This window comes from Sulfidibacter corallicola (assembly GCF_017498545.1).
Classification (GTDB): Bacteria; Acidobacteriota; Holophagae; order Acanthopleuribacterales; family Acanthopleuribacteraceae; genus Sulfidibacter; species Sulfidibacter corallicola.
The window spans coordinates 7,229,587-7,249,367 of record NZ_CP071793.1; the positions used below are offsets into that span (position 1 = coordinate 7,229,587).

Here is a 19,781-nt window from a genome sequence, read left to right on the forward strand (position 1 = left end):
ATTCAACCTGAGCTGGGTCTTGCCATCGTCAAATCTTGATCAGGAAGCCAGGAATGAACGAAACCAGGAAAAACAAGACCATGATGTGTACCAATTCCGGTCCTTTCCTGCTTTCCGATGTTCATGGGTTCCTGCTAAATTTCCCGGATGAACGACCCATGGCCCTTCGCGAGAAACCAGGTGGTCTGTTTCTTTCTCGAAATCGAGTTGGGTGTGCCCGCTGGTTCGCGGCTCTTATGTAACAAACTCTGTAAAGCTCGAAGATAAAGATAAAAACCTAGAAAGGCGGATGTGCGGGAAGTTCGTCGAAAAATGTCGGCCCGGCGCCCTGGGTGGGCCCGGCACTTACTGCAACGACGCCCCTCTCACAAATGCGGGAACTCCCAAACGATTCGTTTCGATTAGTTACCCACCTGAAACCCGGTGGTCCGGCAATCCGGCCCCCGGCCTGGGCGGCCACTCTGTGGTAAAAATCTGCAATCGCCGCCGATCGGGATTCAGGAGTTGTGAATCTATTGACGAAGCCCTTCAACCAACACGAGGTAAGGTTCTTAAATGTTTTAACGATTATTTCCCCTTGCCTCCTGCGTAATAAGGTAAGTGTATGAAATTGAAAAATAATCCGCGTTAAAACAGATAAAACTCCGTTCTCTCTGTGCCCTCAGTGGTAAAAAATCGCAGTCACCCCCATCCAATATTCAGCGATGTAAAACTTCGCCTCCGGCCTTCCGGTTTGAGAACCCGTTCGCGCATGACTTTGGGACAGGGCGCGTCCCTGTGCACTTCTCCCTTTTTTCAAAGTCAAAAAACAAGGAGGCTTCATGAGCTTCAGTCGCAGAACGGGTTCCCTGATTCTCGGTCTTCTGATGGCCGCGGTGCCGGCCTTCGCCGGTCTCGACACCGGCCTGGTCGGCCACTGGGAATTCGAGGACAATGCCAATGATTCCAGCGTGGAAGGGAACGACGGAACCGCCAACGGGGGCGTCACCTACGTAACCGGGAAGGTGGGCAAAGCCGCGTCCTTCGACGGTGTCAACGACTACATTCGCGTACCCAACGACGCGTCCTTCAATTTCGGGGGAGGCAGCTTCTCCGTCGCGGTGTGGGTCAAACCCACCGCCAGTCTCGACAACGCCCGAGTCGTGGAAAACCGGGGAACCGGTACCTTCGGCAGCAACGACGGCTGGCAATTGAAGATCCGCGCCAGCGGCTCCCGTTGGCATGTACGCGGGGCCACGGTCGACGACGGCAGCGACTACATCAGTTGTCAGGGATGCACGACCTCGCGCGCCTACGGCGAGTGGTACCACCTGACCATGATCTATGAAAACGACGAATCCCTGCGCCTCTACATCAACGGGGAGCTGGAAGGCGATCTGCCCTCCGGGACGCTTGGCAGCTTCGACAATACCCTGCCGCTGGTGATCGGCGCCGCACTGGCGCACGACGGCACCGAAGACACCAACTCCCAGTTCTACGAGGGCCTGATCGACGAACTTCGCCTCTACGACCGCGTGTTGCTGGACGAAGAAATTCGCACCTTGGCCTTGGCCCATCCGCAACTCGGGGATTGGGAATCCAAGTCCGAGGGCACCATCTACGCCGCCGATACCGATGGGTTCGTCACCGCCTATATCAGCGGATCCGGCTGTACCAACGATACCGTCATCATGTTCACCAACGAAGATACCGACCCCAATCCCAATGGCTTCCGAGTTCGCTTCACCGGCTACAACGGCGGCACCATCCCCGTCAAAAAAGGCGATAACTGGAAAGTGGAGCAAACGTTCGGATCCTGTGGGGTCACGGTCCACTTCATTCCCCTCCTTCCCAGCCAATGACACCACCGCATCCTGAACCTGCTGTGTCGGGGAATCATGCGGTGCAACGATGCACGAATCTGCAGGTCACGTCATGGCCCGTCATCGGGCACGAACTGAACCCCCGAGCACGCCGGAATCACGGAAATCCGTAACTCGAGGCTCCCAAGACGCCGTCGGCCACCGTGGTCGACGGCGTTTTCGTTGAGACCAGCCTGCTGTGCAGGATGAGTTGAAACCATATTTTCGAGCAAAAGTAATCCGGAGTCATTTTCTTGACTTGGAGTAGGGGAGAGAAGATTGGAATTCCCTTTGAATAGATAAGGTTTGAATTTTCCTCTTTATGGATAGGGCGAATTAGTTTACATTTTCTGGAGTATTGAACCTCGAGTGTGCGATAGCGATATGTCTCAACGCCATGGTTGGACTCACGAGTTTTCCCGCACACTGGGAATTTTGACTTTTGTAATGTGTACCCGAGACCTGGACTTCCCATTGGCGCCATGACCCTTTGGGATGCGATCCCGCTCTGGTACCTCCTTTATTTTTTGTGAAATCCAACCCCCGCGAAACCAAACCACTCCGAGCCGCCACCGACGATATGGACCGGCTTTGCACGGTAACGGGGCCTTGTGGCCTGTTTCCGCGAAGGTTTCCCGCCGATCGAGGGACGGTTTTCACATCAGTCGCCACTCTGGAGAGCGCCCATGTCACATCCGTCCTTCCATGCCGCCGAATGCACCTCGCTGGTGGACATCCTACGACGCCGTGCCGAACACCAGACCGACGCCTTGGCCTATCGTTTTCTTCGCGATCGCGAGGAGGATCGCGCCGAGACACTGACCTACGGCGCCCTGGATCGGCGGGCCCGCGCCATCGCCGCCATGCTGGCCGATCGCCATCGGCCCGGTGACCGCATCGTCCTGCTCTATCCGCCCGGCTTGGATTACATCGCGGCATTTCTGGGGTGTTTCTACGCCAACATGGTCGCGGTGCCGCTCTATCCGCCTCGGGGCAATCACCACCTCCACCGGCTGCTCGGCGTGTTGGAAAATTGCGGCGCGACCTTCGCCCTGACGACCACCAAGACGAAACAGCGGATCGAGCGCTTTCTGGCCAAAACCGAAGGCTTCCCCCGTTGGACGCTGGCGACGACCGAACACATCGACCTCACCCTAGCCGACCTCTGGCGGCCGCCGCGCCGCGAGCCCGACGACCTCGCCTTCCTCCAGTACACTTCCGGGTCCACCGGCAAACCGAAGGGCGTGATGATTTCCCACGCCAATCTGCTTGCCAACGAACGCGCGATCGGCGAGGCCTTCGCGTCGCGACCCGACGACATCTGCACCAACTGGCTGCCGATGTATCACGACATGGGCCTGATCGGGACCGTGTTACATCCTTTATATATGGGCTACCCCTCCATTTTGAGTTCGCCTACCCACTTCATTCAGGACCCGATCGGTTGGCTGGAAGCCATCACCCGATACGGAGCCACGGTAGCCGGGGCACCCAACTTCGCCTACGCGCTCTGTGCCGAGCGCATCACCCCGGAACGCCTCGCCGGTTTGGACCTCGGTCGATGGTCGGTCGCCTTCAACGGTGCCGAGCCGGTGCGCGCCGCCAACCTTGCCGCGTTCGCCAAGGCCTTCGCCCCGGTGGGCTTCGACGCCAAGGCCTTTCTGCCCTGTTACGGCATGGCCGAAGCGACGCTGTTCATCTCCGGCGTCGGTCGAGAGGAATGCTACGGCACCTGCACGATCAGCCAGGAACGGTTGGAACAGGGCCAGGCCACCGAACCCGATGCGGACGAACCCAGTTTCACCCTGGTGGATTGCGGTGTCCCCCGGCCCGATCACCGCGTAGCCATTCACGATCCCGGCGATGGCCGCGCCCTGCCCGACGGCCAGGTCGGCGAGATCTGGTTCTCCGGCGCCAGCGTGGCCATGGGTTACTGGAACGATCAGCCGCTCACCGAACGCACCTTCATGGCGGAGCCCGACGGATGGCGCACCGTTCGCACTGGCGATCTGGGCTTTCTTCGCGGGGGTCGGTTGTACGTCACGGGCCGACTCAAGGATCTCATCATCATTCGCGGCCGCAACATCTATCCCCAGGACGTGGAACAGGCCGTCGAGGCCTGCGATCCGCCGCTTCGACAAAACGGGAGTGCGGCCTTTTCCGTCTTCGCCGATGGCGACGAGCGACTGGTGATCGCCGTCGAGGTGGCGCGAACCGCCGCTCGTGGTTTGGATGCCAAGGCGCTGGTAGAAAAGATTCGGGCATTGGTGGCCGCGCGATTCGAAATCCAGACGTACGCCGTCCTGCTGCTGCGTCAGGGCGGCCTGCCCAAAACATCGAGCGGCAAGGTGCAGCGCCATGCGGCCTGCCAGGGGTACCTGCGCGGCGACCTGGCCCTGCTTCATTCGGATCGGCTCCAATGGCCGGCGGAATCGGTGGCGATTCCCGAAATCGATGTGGACGCCCTGGTCAAGGCCGATGGCCCCACCCGACTGAGCGAGGTGCGGCCCTTCGTCCACGCCGTGGCCACCAGCCTGCTGGCTTGCGCGCCGGACAGCTTCGCCCCTACGACGCCGCTGCTGCACCAGGGCCTGGATTCCCTCACGGCGATCCACCTGCAACATCGGCTGCAATCCGATCTTCGTCTGCGGTTGCCGTTGGCGATGCTGCTCGGCGGGGCCTCGGCCGAAGCGCTGGCCGAGCACTGCGTTCGGGAGCTCGGTGCGCTCGCTCCTGTGGACGATCGACCCGAAGCCACCGACCAGCCCTCCCGCTTTCCGCTCACCGACAACCAGCGCGCGCTCTGGTTCCTCACCAAACTCGCGCCCCACAACAGGGCCTACCACCTGTGCTACGCCTTTTCGCTCACGGCCGAATACGACCTTGGCGCGTTGCGCGCCACCTTCCAGGCTCTGGCGGCGCGCCACCCCAGCTTGCGGACCCGAGTCACGGAAATCGATGACGCGCCCTGGGCGGAAGTTGTCCCTTGTGACGCGTTTGACGTGACCCTCGTGCCGGCGGGTCACCTGGGTGATGACTCGCTGCAAGCTGCAGTCGCGGAGGCCGCCCGGCGACCTTTCGATTTGACCGAGGAACTCCCGTTCCGCGTCACGCTCTTTACTTGTGCACAGCCCCACGACGTGTTGCTGGTGGGGTTCCATCACCTGGCCGCGGATTTCCAGTCCATGAGCGTGTTGCTCAAAGAGTTGCCCTTGATTTATGCCGCCAAGCGCCAGGGCCGTCGGTTACCCCAATCCCTGGAGACGGCCCACTACGCCGATTTCGTGGCGCATCGCCAAACCTGGCTGGCGAGCCCCGCGCACGGTGACACCCTCGAATTCTGGAGTCGACGCCTCGCCGGTGAGGTGCCGGTGCTCAAGCTGCCGGAGGATCGGCCGCGTCCCAGCCGAACCGGGCTGGTGGGCCGCGCCCAGACGTTTACGTTGACTCCGGCGCTGACCGCGCGGCTGCGTGCGCTCGCCCAGGCGCGGGAAACGACCATGAACACCACCCTCATGGCCGCCTTCCAGGCGCTGCTCCACCTCTATTCCGGCGAGTCGTCGATCTGGATCGGCACGCCCTGCGCCGATCGGCCGGAGCCGCGTTTTTTCGATTTGGTGGGCTACTGCGTCAATACCTTGGTCCTGCGCGCCCATTTCGGGCCGAACACGAGTTTTGGCGATCTGCTGGACGAAGCCCGCGTGGAGTTGCAATCGGCCCTGGCCCATCGCGACCTTCCCTTTCCGCGGTTGGTGGAGCATTTGGGTCAATCGCGCCACGCCGGCCGCTCGCCGCTGTTCCAGGCGCTCTTCCTCCTGCACAAGGCCGATCACCTGGGGCCTTTGGCGCCGGCGCTCTTCGGTCGGGCCGGCGAGGAGGCGGTACTCGGCGATCTGCGGCTGGCACCCCTGCCGCTGGATTTAGGGGGCGCGCAGTTCGATGTGTCGCTGATCATGGTCGACGACGGCGTCAGCCTCAGTGGGCAGTGGATCACCAACAGCGAAATCTACTCGGAAACGACGGCCGACCGCTTGCGCAACAGTTTCCTGCGCTTTTTGGAAGTGGTGCTCGACCAGCTCGACCGACCCCTGGCCGCATTGAATCTTGCCGAGCTGGAACCGCCCCCATCTGCGCCGGTCCGCTTCCTTCCAACGAGCGCCTGTCGGCGTTTCGAGGAACAGGTCGCGCGCACGCCCGACGCGGTGGCGATTACCTCGGGTGAGGAGTCGCGTACCTACGACGAGGTCAACCGCGCGGCCAATCGACTGGCGCGTTCGTTGCGCGCCGCGGGGGTGGGCCCCGAAGTGCCGGTCGGCCTGTTTTTCCCGCGGGGGATCGACCTCTGTATCGGCCTGATCGCGATTTGGAAAGCCGGCGGTGCCTATGTGCCGCTCGATCCGGCCTACCCGCGGGAACGCCTTGCCTACACATGGAATCACGCGCGATTGTCGATCATCCTCGCCCACGGCAGCCTGGCCGATGCCTTGGCCGACTTCCCGGGCTCCGCGCTCTATGCCGACGCGATGACCTGGGAGCCGGACGATACCGACCTCGGCCTGCCCTGCGACGGCGACCGGCTCGCCCACATCATCTATACCTCGGGCTCGACCGGGAACCCCAAGGGGGTGGCGATCCGCCAGGGCGCCGTGTCGCAATTGTTGGATTGGACCCATGCCACCTTTTCGCCGGCGGACTTGGCGGGGGTCTTGGCCTCCACCTCGATCTGCTTCGATCTGTCGGTCTTCGAACTGTTCGCGCCGCTGACGTGCGGTGGCCAGGTGATCGTGGTGCCCAACGCGCTGGCTCTGGACCAGGCGCCGGCCCGCGATCGCGTCACCACGATCAATACGGTGCCGTCGGCCATGGGCGTGCTCACCCAACTGGATGCGATCCCGTCCACCACGCGCGTGGTCAACCTGGCCGGTGAAGCCCTGCACGCTTCCCTGGTGCGCGAGGTCCACCAGCAATGGCACGGCGACGAGACGGCTCGCGTGTTCAACCTTTACGGGCCTTCCGAAGACACCACCTACTCCACCTGGAGCCTGATCGAACCAGATGGCACCACCCCGGATATCGGGGTACCCCTGCCCGGCACCCAGGCGCTGATCCTCAACGAGCACCTGAATCCGGTACCGCCGGGAGCGGTCGGCGAGCTGTACTTGGCGGGAAGCGGACTCGCGCGCGGCTATTACCGCCAGCCGGGTCTGACTGCCGCGCGTTTTCTGCCCAATCCCGCGCCGTGCGTCCCGGGCGAACTCATGTACCGCACCGGAGACCTGGTGCGCCTGCTGCCCGATGGCAAGCTGGCCTATCTGGGCCGGCGCGACCATCAGGTCAAATTGCGGGGTTTCCGCATCGAGCTGGGCGAGATCGAAATCGCACTGACGCGCAACCCGCAGGTGGATTTGGCCGCCGTGGTCGTTCAGGAACCACAATCCGGGAACCCTCGGTTGGTTGCGTTTGTCACTGTCCATGCGGAGGAAGCATCGGAGGGTGATGTCGCAACCCGCCTGCGGGATGAACTGAGTCGATCCCTGCCCGCCCATATGGTGCCGGCCCTGATTTCGGTGGTGTCCGAGATGCCGCTGACGCCCAACGGCAAGATCGATCGGCGCGCATTGCCGTCGCTCGACCCGGGGGAAGTGGGTGACCAGGGCAAGGTGGCGCCTCGCAACCCCTTGGAGCGGCACTTGGTGGAGATATGGCAAGCGTGTCTGGGTGTTTCCCGGCTCGGCATTCACGACAACTTCTTCGAATCGGGCGGTCACTCGCTTCTGGCGACGCGGGTCATGGCGCGGGTCAACCGAGAGCTGGCGATTCAGGCGACCGTGGCCGACCTGTTCCGCTTCCCCACGGTCGCCGCGTTCGCGGAGATCTTCACCCAGGCCGAACCGCCCCAAGCCGCACCCAAGGCGACCGTGCAACCCTTCGAGGGCCCGGCGGAGGCGGACCATCCCGTGACCTACCAGCAGCGCTACCTGTGGCTGTGGGAGCGGATGTCACGAGTGGGCACCACCTACAGCATGCCGTTCTGCCTGGAGATCGAGGGCCCTCTGGACGAGGCCGCGCTGACGTCGGCGCTTCGGGAGGTTCACGCCCGACACGACCTGTTGCGAACGGTCTTTTTCGAACGCGACGGCGAGCCGCGCCAGCGGGTGGATGCGGCGGCGAGCCTGTCCTGGGAAGTGCGCGATCTGCGCGAGCTGCCCCTGTCCGATCGCCGTGCCGCCGCCGAGCGAGCGGCCCTCGATTTCGCGGCCGTGCCCTTCGACCTCGAACGCGGCCCCCTGCTGCGGCTGCGCTTGTGCCGCATCGATGCGACGAATCATCTGTTGGTCGTCAATCTGCACCACCTGATCGCCGATGCCTGGTCGCTGAGCGTGTTGCTGGCAGAACTTCGCCGGCTCTATCCGCCGTACGCGGGTGGCGAGGCGGCGCCTTCGGTCAGGCCCTCGCTCCAATACAGCGACTATGCGCGCTGGCAAAGGGGCCGCACTTCCGAGTGGCAGGCTTCGGTGGCCTGGTGGGAAGCGCATCTGGCCGGCGTACCCGAGGTGTTGGAACTGCCTTCGGATCGGCCGCGTCCCGCCGAACGATCGAACCGGGGCGCGACGTTTTCGTTTGCCGTCGAGCCACCGCTGGCGCGCCGGATCCACGAACTGGGACGTGCTGCAGGTGCCACCGATTTCATGGTGCTCCAGGCGGCCTTCGCGGTGCTGCTGGCCCACTACAGCCGCCAGAGCGACGTGACCATCGGCTTTCCGGCCAGCCGACGCACCGCGCCCGAGCTGGAAGCGCTGATCGGGTTCTTTGTCAACACGCTGGTCCTGCGATTCGATCTGACCGACGCCCCTCGCTTTCGCGACCTCGTGGCGCGCACGCGAACCCGGGTGCTGGATGCCCTGGCCCATGGCGACGTGCCCTTCGGCCAGTTGGTGGAGCGGTTGGCGCCGGGACGCAACCTCAGCCATACGCCGCTCTTTCAGGTGATGTTCAGTTGGCATGACAAACCACTGGAAAAATTCGAGATGGATGCGCTGACCCTGACGCCGTCGGCCCTGGCGCGCGATACGGCCAAGTTCGACTTGCTTCTGGAGATGCGTGGCGACGCGGACGGTCTGGAAGGTGCCCTGGAGTACAGCACCGATCTGTTCGACGAGGCAACGGTCGCGCGCATGATGCACCATTTCGTGGTGCTGCTGGACCACCTGGTGCAGGAGCCCGACATCCCCGTCGATCGAGTTTCGCTGTTGACATCCCGTGAACGGGAGAAGTTGGCGCGCGGGTTGGCGAAGCCGTTGCCCGCGGCACCGTCCGCGTTGAACGCCGCCCAGTGGATTGCGGCCCAGGCGGCGCGTGACCCGGAGGCGCCGGCGCTGATCGTGGGAACGCGGTGCTGGTGTCGTCGCGAGCTGAACCAGGCCGTCAACCGCCTGGCGCATCGCCTGATCCGTCATGGCTTGGGACCCGAGAGCCGCGTGGCCGTGTTCCACGAACGCGATGAAGATCTGGTCATTGCGATGCTCGCCGTGCTGGCGGCGGGTGGCGCCTACGTGCCACTGGATCCCAATTACCCCGCGAACCGAATCGCCTTCTCACTGGAGGACGCCCAAGTCGACCTGGTGCTCAGCCAGCAAACGTTGCGGGACAGGCTCCCGCCTACCGACGCCGAGATCTGGTGCCTGGACGCCATGCGGGAGGAGCTATCCGATCAGCCGACCCATCCGCCCGCACGATGGGCCGACGGTGAAGCCTTGTCGCATCTGATCTACACGTCCGGGTCTACCGGGCGGCCCAAGGCCGTGGCGATTCGCAATGCGGCGGTGACGGCCCTGCTGAGCTGGATGGGCGAGGCCTACGACGAGGACGAGTTGCGGGTCGTGCTGGCCTCCACCTCGATTTGCTTCGATCTTTCCGTGTTCGAGCTGTTCGGGACCTTGGCTCACGGCGGCACCGTGGTGCTCGCCGAAAACGCGTTGCACCTGCCCGAACTGCCCGCCCGCGATCGCATCACCCTGATCAACACGGTGCCGTCGGCCATGCGCGAGCTGACGCGGTTGGCGGCGATCCCGGCTTCGGTCGTGACCGTCAATCTCGCCGGTGAACCGCTGAGCCGGTCGTTGGTGGATGCCATTTTCGCGGGATCGTCGGTCGGCCGCGTCCTGAACCTCTACGGTCCCAGCGAGGACACCACCTACTCCACCTGGTGCGCGGTGCCCTATCCAGCGGAGGCCTCGCCCACCATCGGCTCGCCGTTGCCCGGCACCCGAGCCCTGGTGCTCGATCGCCACATGAACCTGGTGCCCGTCGGCGTGCCCGGCGAGCTCTATCTCGGCGGTGCGGGTCTTTCGCGCGGCTATCTGGGCCGGCCGGCAGCCACCGCCGGGAGCTTCCTGCCCGATCCGTTCACCAGCCAGCCCGGGGCGCGCCTCTACCGCACCGGTGACCTGGTTCGGAGGTTGCCGAGCGGTGAGTTCGCCTTTCTTGGTCGGGCCGATCACCAGGTCAAGATTCGCGGGTTCCGCATCGAACCGAGTGAGGTTCAGGTGGTGCTCGACCGGCATGGTTCCGTTCGCGAGAGTCTGGTCCTGGTCAACAAGGACGACCCCGAGAACCCCCGGTTGGTGGCCTACGCGGTCGCCGAAGGGGATTCGTCCTCCGCGATGTCGGAACTCCAGTCCTACCTGAAGGCCGAATTGCCGGCGCACATGGTTCCCAGCGGATGGGTGATCCTGGATCGCTTCCCGCTCACGCCCAACGGAAAAATCGATCGATCGGCCCTGCCCAAGCCCCAATCCGCCGGGAGTGAGACTGTGGGGCGGGAACCCGCGACGCCCACCGAAGTGGCGCTGGCGCACATGTGGTGCGAGGTATTGCATCTCGAAACGATCGACGTGGACGCCGACTTCTTCGCGCTGGGCGGTCATTCGCTGCTGGCGACGCGCCTGGTGTCCCGCATTCGCGAGACGATGGGTCGCGAACTGGCCCTTCGGGTTCTGTTCCAGCACCCCACCATCGCGCGATTGGCCCGGGTCGTCGATGCCGCGGCGGCGTCCGCCCCCGTGGACGTGATCGTGCCGGTCCCGCGCGACGGCAGGCTCGGCCTCTCCCTGGCCGAAGAGCGCCTCTGGATTCTCGATCGCCTTTCGCCAGGAGATCCCACCTACAACATGGCCAGCGCGTTCCGCATGCGTGGCCCCCTCGATGTGGATCTGTTCCGCGACGCGATCGAGGCCACGGTCGCCCGGCACGAAACCCTGCGGACCAGCTATCACCAGGATGGCTCGGGCAAGCCTTATCGCCGCATCCATCCCGCCTTGACGATTCCCTTGACGCGGACCTTCGTGGACACTGTGGATGAAGGGCTCTTGCAAACCGAGCTGGCGGCCCTCGCCGCCGAGACTTTCGCCTCGTTCGACCTGGAGAAGGCGCCGCTGGTGCGCGTTCACCTGGTGCGCTTGGCGGAGGAGCACCACGTCCTGTTCTTCTGCATGCACCACATCGTCGGTGACGGCTGGTCCATCAGCGTGTTCATGCGCGAGGTCGGCGAGCACTACCGTGCAGCCTCCCGCAACCAGCGACCCGACCTGCCCGAATTGGCGGTGCAGTACGTGGATTATGCCCAATGGCAGCGCGACGTGCTCGGCGGCCCCCGGTCCGACGAACGCGAGGCCTTCTGGCGCAACCGGCTCGAGGGCGCGCCGCTGGAGCTTCCATTGCCGACGGACTACCGGCGACGGGAATTCGACAAGCACCGCGCGGCCAGGGTCACTTGGTCGTTGGACGAGGCGGAAACCGGTCGGGTCCACGACTTCGCCCAGCGCATCGGCGCCACGCCCTTCATGATCCTGTTGGGCGTCTACGGCGTCCTGCTCAGCCGCCTCAGCGGTCAGGACACGGTATTGGTAGGGACGCCGGTGGCGGGTCGCGGCCGGGCCGAGATCGAGCCGCTGATCGGGTTCTTCGTCAACTCGTGCGTGCTCCGCCTGGACGTGGATCGCACCCGGAGCTTCCTGGCACTGATGGAGCGCGTACGCACGGAAACGTTGGCGGCCTTCGAGCACAGCGACCTCACCTTCGAGCGACTCATCGAGCTGATCCAGCCCGATCGGGACCCGACGCGCACGCCCATCTTCCAGGCGTTCCTCAATGTGCTGGAGGCGCCGATGGCGGTGGACGGCATTCCCGGCATCGCCATCGAGGAGCTACCGGACTTCGTGCCGACCTACGCCAATTTCGACCTGACGCTCTACGTGCGCGAGCGGGAAGGGCGCATGACCTTCAAGCTGGTGTACAACAGCGGGTTGTTCGGCACCGATCGCATGGAGATCTTCGCCGAGCAGTTTCGTCGGTGGCTGGTCGACTCGGTCCGTCAGCCGGAGTGTCTCGTCGGCGACCTCCGAACGATCACCCCGTCGAGCGCGCTTCGTTTGCCGAATCCCGGTGACCCGATCGCCAAGTCGTGGCCCGGGCCGATCCACGAGCGCTTGACGCACATGGTGCGGAACCTGGGCGATGCGCCCCTGATCCGAGATCATCGTGGCGCCATCGGATATACCGTCTTCGAGGCGCGGTGCAACCAGTTGGCCCACCTGCTGCACGCCAGGGGCGTGGCGAAGGGTCGGGGCGTGGCGATCTACGCCTACCGCTCAGCGGCCTTGCCCTGGGCGATTCTGGCCACCTTCAAGAGCGGCGGACATTACTTCATCCTGGACCCGGCCTACCCCGAACCGCGCCTGCGCGAAATCGTGACGGCGGTCCGACCCGATTTCGTGCTTCATCTCGAGGAGGCGGGCCCCATGCCGGCTTCCCTGGCCGAGGACCTACGCGCGGTGCCCCGGCTCACCCTGCGGGATCCTCGCGAACCCGAGGCGAACCTGGACGATCTGCCGAGCGTGCCACCGGCCGTCGAGATCGACGCCGAGGACACCGCGTTGATCGGGTTCACCTCGGGGTCGACGGGCAAGCCCAAGGGGATCCGCGCCCTCCACGGCTGCCTGACCCCGTTCCTGGACGCTCAGGCCGAAACCTACGGTTGGGGGCCGTCCGATCGCTTCAGCATGCTTTCGGCCCTCGCGCACGATCCGTTGCAGCGCGACCTGTTCACGCCCCTGTGGGTGGGCGCCCAAATCAGTATCCCGCACCCGGACCGAATGGGCGAGCCGGGTCAGCCGGTGTCGTGGATGGCCGAGGAAGGCGTCACCGTGGCGAACCTGACGCCGGCGATGGTGCGTTTGCTGGTGCAACAGGCCCGGCAGGTGCGATTGCCCGACCTGCGCCAGTGCTTCACCATCGGCGAGACCCTGACTCGCCAGACGGTGAGCTCCCTGCGCGAGGTAGCGCCGGACGTGCGGGTCGTCAACCTGTACGGGACCACCGAAACGTCGCGGGCTTTCGCCTACTACGAGGTTCCCGAGGCGGCGACCGATGAGCTGCCCGAGGAGATCCCGTTGGGATGCGGCCGCGAGGGCGCCCAGGTCCTGGTGTTGGATGCGGACCTGCGACCGGTCGGCGTGGGCGAAGTGGGCGAAATCTACGTTCGCAGCCCGTTCTTGACCGCCGGTTACCTGGACGACCCGGCCGCGACGGCGGAGCGCTTCCTGGTGAACCCTTTCGGTTCGGATGAAGCGGATCGCATGTATCGCACCGGGGATTGGGGTTCATACGACGCCGCCGGCCAGATCCACTTTCGCGGGCGTCGTGATGGCCAAATCCAGGTGCGCGGCTTCCGGGTGGAGCTGGCGGAGATCGAGGCCAAGATCGCCGCGTTCGGTGTGGCGCAAGCGGTCGTTCGGCCGCGCCGGTCGGCGCCGGATCAACTGGTCGCCTACCTGGTGGGCGTGGACGATCCGCAGGCCCTGCGGGCGCATCTGTCGGCGCGGCTGCCGGGCTTCATGGTACCGGCGGCCTTCGTGGCGTTGGCGGCATTGCCGCTGACTCCGGCCGGCAAGTTGGACGAGCGCGCCTTGCCGGAGCCCGAGATGGTGGCCCAGCGTGCGTACGTCGCGCCGCGCAACGAGGTGGAACACGAGGTGTGCGAGATTTGGCGCGAGGTGCTGGACGTGGACCGGGTCGGCATTCACGACGACTTCTTCGAGCTGGGCGGCCATTCGTTGATGGCCAGCCAGGTCACGGCGCGGATCGAGGGGGCGATGGGCGTGCAGATTTCGCTGGCGCAGTTGTTCCAGCGGCGCACGGTCGAGGCCTTGGCCGAGCAGGTGCAGCGTCTCGTCTGGGCGCGCGACTTGGCGGCGGTACCGGCGGGCTCCGAACCCGGGGAGGAGGAGCGGGACAGCTTCGAGTTCTAGTCCACGAACCGGTCCACGAAATCTGTCCACTAAAAACACGAAAAAACACGAACAGGATACGCCAGGCATTGCCTGCCCAGTGAAGCGATCGCTTATTCGATGGGTGTCAGGAGACTGATCTGTTGTTTCTCAGTAGGTTACCTCTGAAAACCAGGAGATTACTCCCGTGTTCGCAGGGGAGATTTTTCGTGGCTTTTCGTGGAACTCGTGGATAAAAACACGAAATGGAAACTTCCGGCCTCGTTCACAAAGCCTTCCGGATCGTTCTTGGTTACCGGGAAAGAACCGCCCACGAATCACACGGATGACACGGATATGCACCCGCTCGACCATCGCCTCCCAGGACCTCTTGGGGTTAACATCAATTACTCCAGATTTTTAGATGTGACTGTCCTCCTGGCTCCGTAACCGGGTGGATACTTTTTCGTGGCTTTTCGTGTATTTGGTGGACAAAAACACGAACAGGATACTCCCGACATGTCCTTCCCAGTGATCTGATCGCTTCTACGATGGGTTTCCGGAACACATCCTGTTGTTTATCAGTCTGTTAGCTCCCTGAACAAAAACATTGCCCAAAAGGCCGACGGGTTTGATTTCTTTGTGGCGACGCGTCACACGCGGCATTTGATGACTCGTCCACGAATACGAATGCAGTCATTCCGTCCGAGGCCTATTGCGATGTTTTTCCCGGTACCGAACACAAATTCAGATACTTCAAAATAACAAATCATTCTGCATAAACAATTGATATTTTTGATCTTAAGCTCGGTCTCTTGTCAGCACATCTGTCGTGTGCCAACCATGGGTCCTGTCTATTCGTGTGGATTCGTGTGATTCGTGGACGATTTTTTTTGGTGCGGCAAGGGGTCTGAAAGCCAGAGATCGGGCGGTTTCAAGAGTCGTTAACTAAAGTTTTAGTTGATATTTAACTAAGGTTTTAGTTAGAATCGTCCGGTGCTCGACCAGTAGATTTTCTTTGGATATAACTTGCTTCCTATCAGCGGATTGTCTCGTTTTATCGCGGTGCCCCGGATCCAGGCTGGTCGGTTGAATTCCGCCTGGTTTGGGCTACCGTCACCATTTTATTATTTGATTTCACGAGGAGTACCCCATGCCGATTTGCGATTCGAGCCAGGACCTGAAAGCGCCACGAGCCGTACGCGGAACGAGAGGCGCGCGATCCCAAATCACGAAGGGTCGGATCATCGGTGCATGGTTCCTTTTACTGTGGTCGCTGCCGATCGCCAGTTACGGTCAAAGCGTCGCCTTGTCCTTTGACGACGGCCTCGACCCGCGCACCCATGCCCATGCAACCGCTACCAATCATGCCATCTTGAAAGCGCTGGCCGAAGCCCAAGTTTCATCGATCTTCTTCGTCGCTGGAGGACGGGTGGACAGCCCGGAGGGCCTGGCGTTGGTTCGAACCTGGGGCGAGTCCGGCCACGCGGTGGCCAACCATACCTACGCTCACGCGAATTACGGCTCGAAGCGCACGACCCTCGCCGCGTTCATGGCCGATATCGAGCGCAACGAGCGGTTGTTGGAGCGGTACCCCGGTTGGACCAAGCGCTTTCGGTTTCCCTACCTGAAGGAGGGGGAGACCGCGGAAAAGCGGGACGGCCTGCGCGTTTGGCTGAAGGAACGTGGGTACCGATCGGGTGCGGTGAGCATCGATGCAAGCGACTGGTACTACGATCGACGCTACGTGGCCTGGCGCGACACGCATCCTGGCGGCGATCCGTCCGCTTACCGAGCAGCCTACCTGGAGCACCTGTGGCAACGGGCGAACTACTACGACGACCTGTCCCAACGACTGTTCGGCCGCAGTGTCCCGCACGTGCTGCTGCTCCACGTCAACCAGATCAACGCGGCCTTTCTCGGGGACGTGGTGGCCATGTTCCGTGCCAAGGGCTGGACGTTGATCGATGCGGCGCAAGCGTTTCAGGACCCGGTTTACGCCATGGAGCCCAAGGTGCTGCCGGCCGGAGAAAGCCTGCTGTGGTCGTTGGCCAAGCAGCGGGGCATGGCGGACCTGCGCTACCCCGCCGAAGACGGCCGATACGAAAAACCCCTGCTCGACAAGCTCGGACTGTGACCCTGATCCCGAGCACCGGCAGCTCGAAGACCGTGACACCATATTGGCTACCTTGGGACCGCCAACAACGGGGGGACGCGAAGGGCGAACCAAGCCCGAAACGCGATTGGATTTGCGCGTGACTGCTTGATAGGGAAGCCCTTGAAAGGAACAAGTCACGGATAGAATCCGTCCTTTTCTTGAAAAAAGCGTAAAATGGAAGAAGACCCTAACAACGTGCATTCGCCAAAATCCCCCGACCCCCCTGGGGGCGGGCCGGACGAAAGGGAGCCATCCCCTCGGGGCTGCCGTCCCTACTGGCGCATCATCATGACTTCCGTTCCCGTAGGAAGTGCGACCCTGCGTACCGTTTTGGTTGCGGGTCTGCGTGACCGACGATTCGATTTCCGAAGGTTCCACAGAAACCAAGCTCGTTTCTCGTTCTGAGAGGTAGAACTGTCCCGGTCCAACAAGGAGCCGATATGGCGGACGCGCCCAGGAATCGCAAGGAGTCCAGTCCCCAAAAAGAAAACCTCTTTGAGATGCCGACAGGGAAAGCGTCTGATAAGCGGGGAGACAAGGTTCGCAAGACCCCTTTGCTCGACGAAGATCGGAATCACCACGTTTTCGGTGATGATGTTCCTACCAAGGTGGGTTCCGGTTCCACCGAAAACGACCTGGACCCCGAAACGATTGGATCCTATCGAATTGTCGAGGAGCTGGGCCGCGGCGGCATGGGCACCGTTTACCTGGCGGAGCAAACCGGAACCGTCACAAGGAAAGTCGCCCTGAAAGTGGTGCATGCCAGCCTGCACCACTCAACGGCCCTGGCGCGCTTCGCGGCGGAACGTCAGGCCATGGCACGGCTGTCTCATCCGCATGTGGCGCAACTCTTTGAAGCGGGCACCACGGCACAGGGTTTCCCGTTTTTTGCGATGGAGTACATCGAAGGCGAAACCCTGGCTCGGTATTGTGAACGACGAAAACTCTCCGTGACGGATCGCCTTCGCTTATTCACCAACATCTGCGAAGGGGTCCAGCATGCGCACCAAAAAGGCGTGCTGCATCGCGATCTGAAGCCCTCCAACATCATGGTTGTGGAGCACGAAGGCCAGGTCGTCCCCAAGATCATCGATTTTGGCATCGCGAAGGCGATCGACCACCCGCTCGTCGACCACACGTTGACACGGGGTGGCATTCTTGGGACGCCGGCCTACATGAGCCCCGAAGCCCTTCAATCTCCGGAACTGGTCGATACGCGCAGTGATGTGTATTCTCTGGGCCTGGTGCTCTACGAATTGTTGGCGGGGATCGGTCCGAAACGCGAATTTGTAGGTCCGATTCCGAAACCGATGCATTCCGGGGAGATCAAAGGCCCCAGCACGCGGGTTTCCGATTTGGAGAACGCGTCGCTTGAGAAAATTGCCGGCGAACGCGGACTCAGTCCCAGTGCTTTCGTGAACACCCTCAAAGGTGACCTGGATTGGATCACCTTGACGGCCATCGATCCGGACCCGGACCGTCGCTACGGGTCGGCCGCGGAACTTGCCGCCGACATCGAACGATATCTATCGCACTATCCGATCCAGGCGAGACCGCCCCGGCTCACCTATCAACTGGCCAAATACCTATATCGCTATCGAGTCGGCGTTGTCGCGGGAACCGTCGCCTTGCTGGCGCTGATTGCCGGGGTGATCGGCACTTCCGCCGGCATGATCAAAGCGCAGCGCGCCGAATTGGAGGCTCGTCTTCAGGCACGACGCGCGAACAGCGAAGCCGAGGCCGCAACGCAGATCTCGGATTTTCTGACGGAATTATTCACGCTCTCGGACCCTTCGGAAGCCCGCACCGAAGAATTGACCGTGCGAGAACTCCTCGACCGGAGCGCGGCCAACATGGCCACCAAGCTCGGGGACCAACCGGTCATCAAGGCCAGACTGTTGCAGGCCATGGGCGAGGTCTATTCCAACCTGTCTCTCTACAAAGAGGCCGAGGGCCAGTTCGAACAGGCGGTCGCCCTGCGGGAGGCCGAATTCGGCGAACACCCTGATCTGGCGGCAAGTCTCATTTGGCTTGGATCGACGAACAACAGCTTGAACCGGCTCGACAAAGCCCAATCCTTGTTTGAGCGTTCCATGGCCATGGCCGAATCGCTCGAAGGACCCGAGAGTTTGTTGGTCGTGAATTCCCTGGTGGGGCTCGCCAGCATTGCCGTCAATCGGGGCCAATACCGCGAGGGCGAGAAAATCCATCGAAAGGCCCTCTCCATCTGCGAAAGGGCCGTGGGTGATGATCATTGGGAGACGGCGACCGTCATGAGAAGTCTCGCACTGAACTTGGAAGTTCTGGGACGGACCGAAGAGGCGCTCGCGTACCGGAAAAAATATCTCCTGATCGTGGAAAAGAGCAAAGGAAAAGATAGTTACCACAGTATTCGCGGACATTATACGGTCGGCTATAGCCTTTTAAGATTAAACCGTTTAGAGGAAGCGGAGCAGTATCTCCAGAAAGCGCTCCGTCTCGCCGAAACCCAACTGGAGCCGGGACACGGTTACATCTTGCGGGCCTTGTGGAATTTTGGCGATCTTCGCTATGTGCAAAAGCGGTATCGCGAAGCCGAGGAATTCTACGGTCAGGCATTGAGGTCGGTGGAGATCAGCCTGCCGAGAGGCCATCCGGAACAGATCGTCTTGCTCGGCAGACAGGGGCATGCCATCCTGAATCAAGGCAGGATCAAGGATGCCGAGAAACCGTTCGAAACGGCGCTTCAGCTCGCCAAGGAAGCGGACGATACCCTGACGCTCGTTTGGAGCCATTACGACTTAAGCGCCACCGGCCGAATGAAAGGCGATTTCGACCAGGCCGAGACGCACCTTGCGAAGGCCCGAGAATTATGGATCGCACAGGTTGGCCCCGAGGCGTTGGAGATCGGATTTGCCGATTTCTATCTGGCCAATATTCGCCGGGACCAGGGCCGATATCGGGAGGCCGAAGCGCTCTACTTGCAAAGCTTCGCCCTGTACGAAAAAAACAAGGCCAACCCAGACGATCTGGCCGAATTGGCTGGCGAGTACGCGGATTTGTTACGCATGATGGATCGGGACGAGGAGGCGGAATCGCTGCTTGCCCGGTATCCGAACCCTTAGATGATCCTCGAACGCACGTAGGCGAGACGAAAAAAACCGTTCACAGGGAAGGGCATACCGGGGTCTTCACTTGTCCACGAAAAACACGAAAAAACACGAAGACAACGCCAAGAAAAGCTTGGCGCAAACTGACTGGGTTCAAGTCCCAGTGGAGTAAGGGGTTAACCACCCGCTCCTACCGAGTGTTGCGCACGGGAAGGAGACCGGAAAGAAAGGAGGAAACCAGACAACGAAAGGCTCCCCTTGGGAAACCAGGCCCACGTAATTGTCAGCGGGGGGTACCGAGGTAAACAGCGGGGAGCAAGTCGAACAACTCGTGCGAAGTGTACACAGGGAACCATTTGGGCCAGAGGGAGGCCGTACCTCCTGAAGCCAAATCAGCCTCGATAACATTGTGAATCTCGTCGGTGAG

4 protein-coding genes are annotated in these 19,781 nt (G+C 62.2%); all 4 read left to right on the forward strand.

Annotation, left to right across the window (positions count from 1 at the left end):
* The first annotated feature begins 821 nt into the window (after window positions 1–821).
* The 4 genes from J3U87_RS22440 (at window position 822) to J3U87_RS22455 (ending at window position 19,369) form a co-directional block, all read left to right on the forward strand.
* Complete coding sequence (locus J3U87_RS22440) at window positions 822–1,841, forward strand: LamG domain-containing protein (RefSeq protein WP_237378009.1); 1,020 nt, start codon at window positions 822–824, stop codon at window positions 1,839–1,841.
* Window positions 1,842–2,527: 686 nt separating this feature from the next.
* Window positions 2,528–14,149: a non-ribosomal peptide synthetase gene (locus tag J3U87_RS22445; RefSeq protein WP_237378010.1), complete on the forward strand. Its 11,622-nt coding sequence runs from the start codon at window positions 2,528–2,530 to the stop codon at window positions 14,147–14,149.
* Window positions 14,150–15,260: 1,111 nt separating this feature from the next.
* On the forward strand, window positions 15,261–16,244 hold the full coding sequence (locus tag J3U87_RS22450; RefSeq protein WP_237378011.1) for a polysaccharide deacetylase family protein: 984 nt from the start codon (window positions 15,261–15,263) through the stop codon (window positions 16,242–16,244).
* A 461-nt stretch (window positions 16,245–16,705) separates the two neighbouring features.
* The gene (locus J3U87_RS22455) at window positions 16,706–19,369 is read left to right on the forward strand and encodes a serine/threonine-protein kinase (RefSeq protein WP_237378012.1); all 2,664 of its coding nucleotides are present in this window, start codon (window positions 16,706–16,708) and stop codon (window positions 19,367–19,369) included.
* The last annotated feature ends 412 nt before the right edge of the window (window positions 19,370–19,781 follow it).

Coding starts and splice junctions, on each gene's coding strand:
- J3U87_RS22440 (WP_237378009.1), top strand. CDS start 822: ATGAGCTTCAGTCGCAGAACGGGTTCCCTGATTCTCGGTCTTCTGATG.
- J3U87_RS22445 (WP_237378010.1), top strand. CDS start 2,528: ATGTCACATCCGTCCTTCCATGCCGCCGAATGCACCTCGCTGGTGGAC.
- J3U87_RS22450 (WP_237378011.1), top strand. CDS start 15,261: ATGCCGATTTGCGATTCGAGCCAGGACCTGAAAGCGCCACGAGCCGTA.
- J3U87_RS22455 (WP_237378012.1), top strand. CDS start 16,706: ATGGCGGACGCGCCCAGGAATCGCAAGGAGTCCAGTCCCCAAAAAGAA.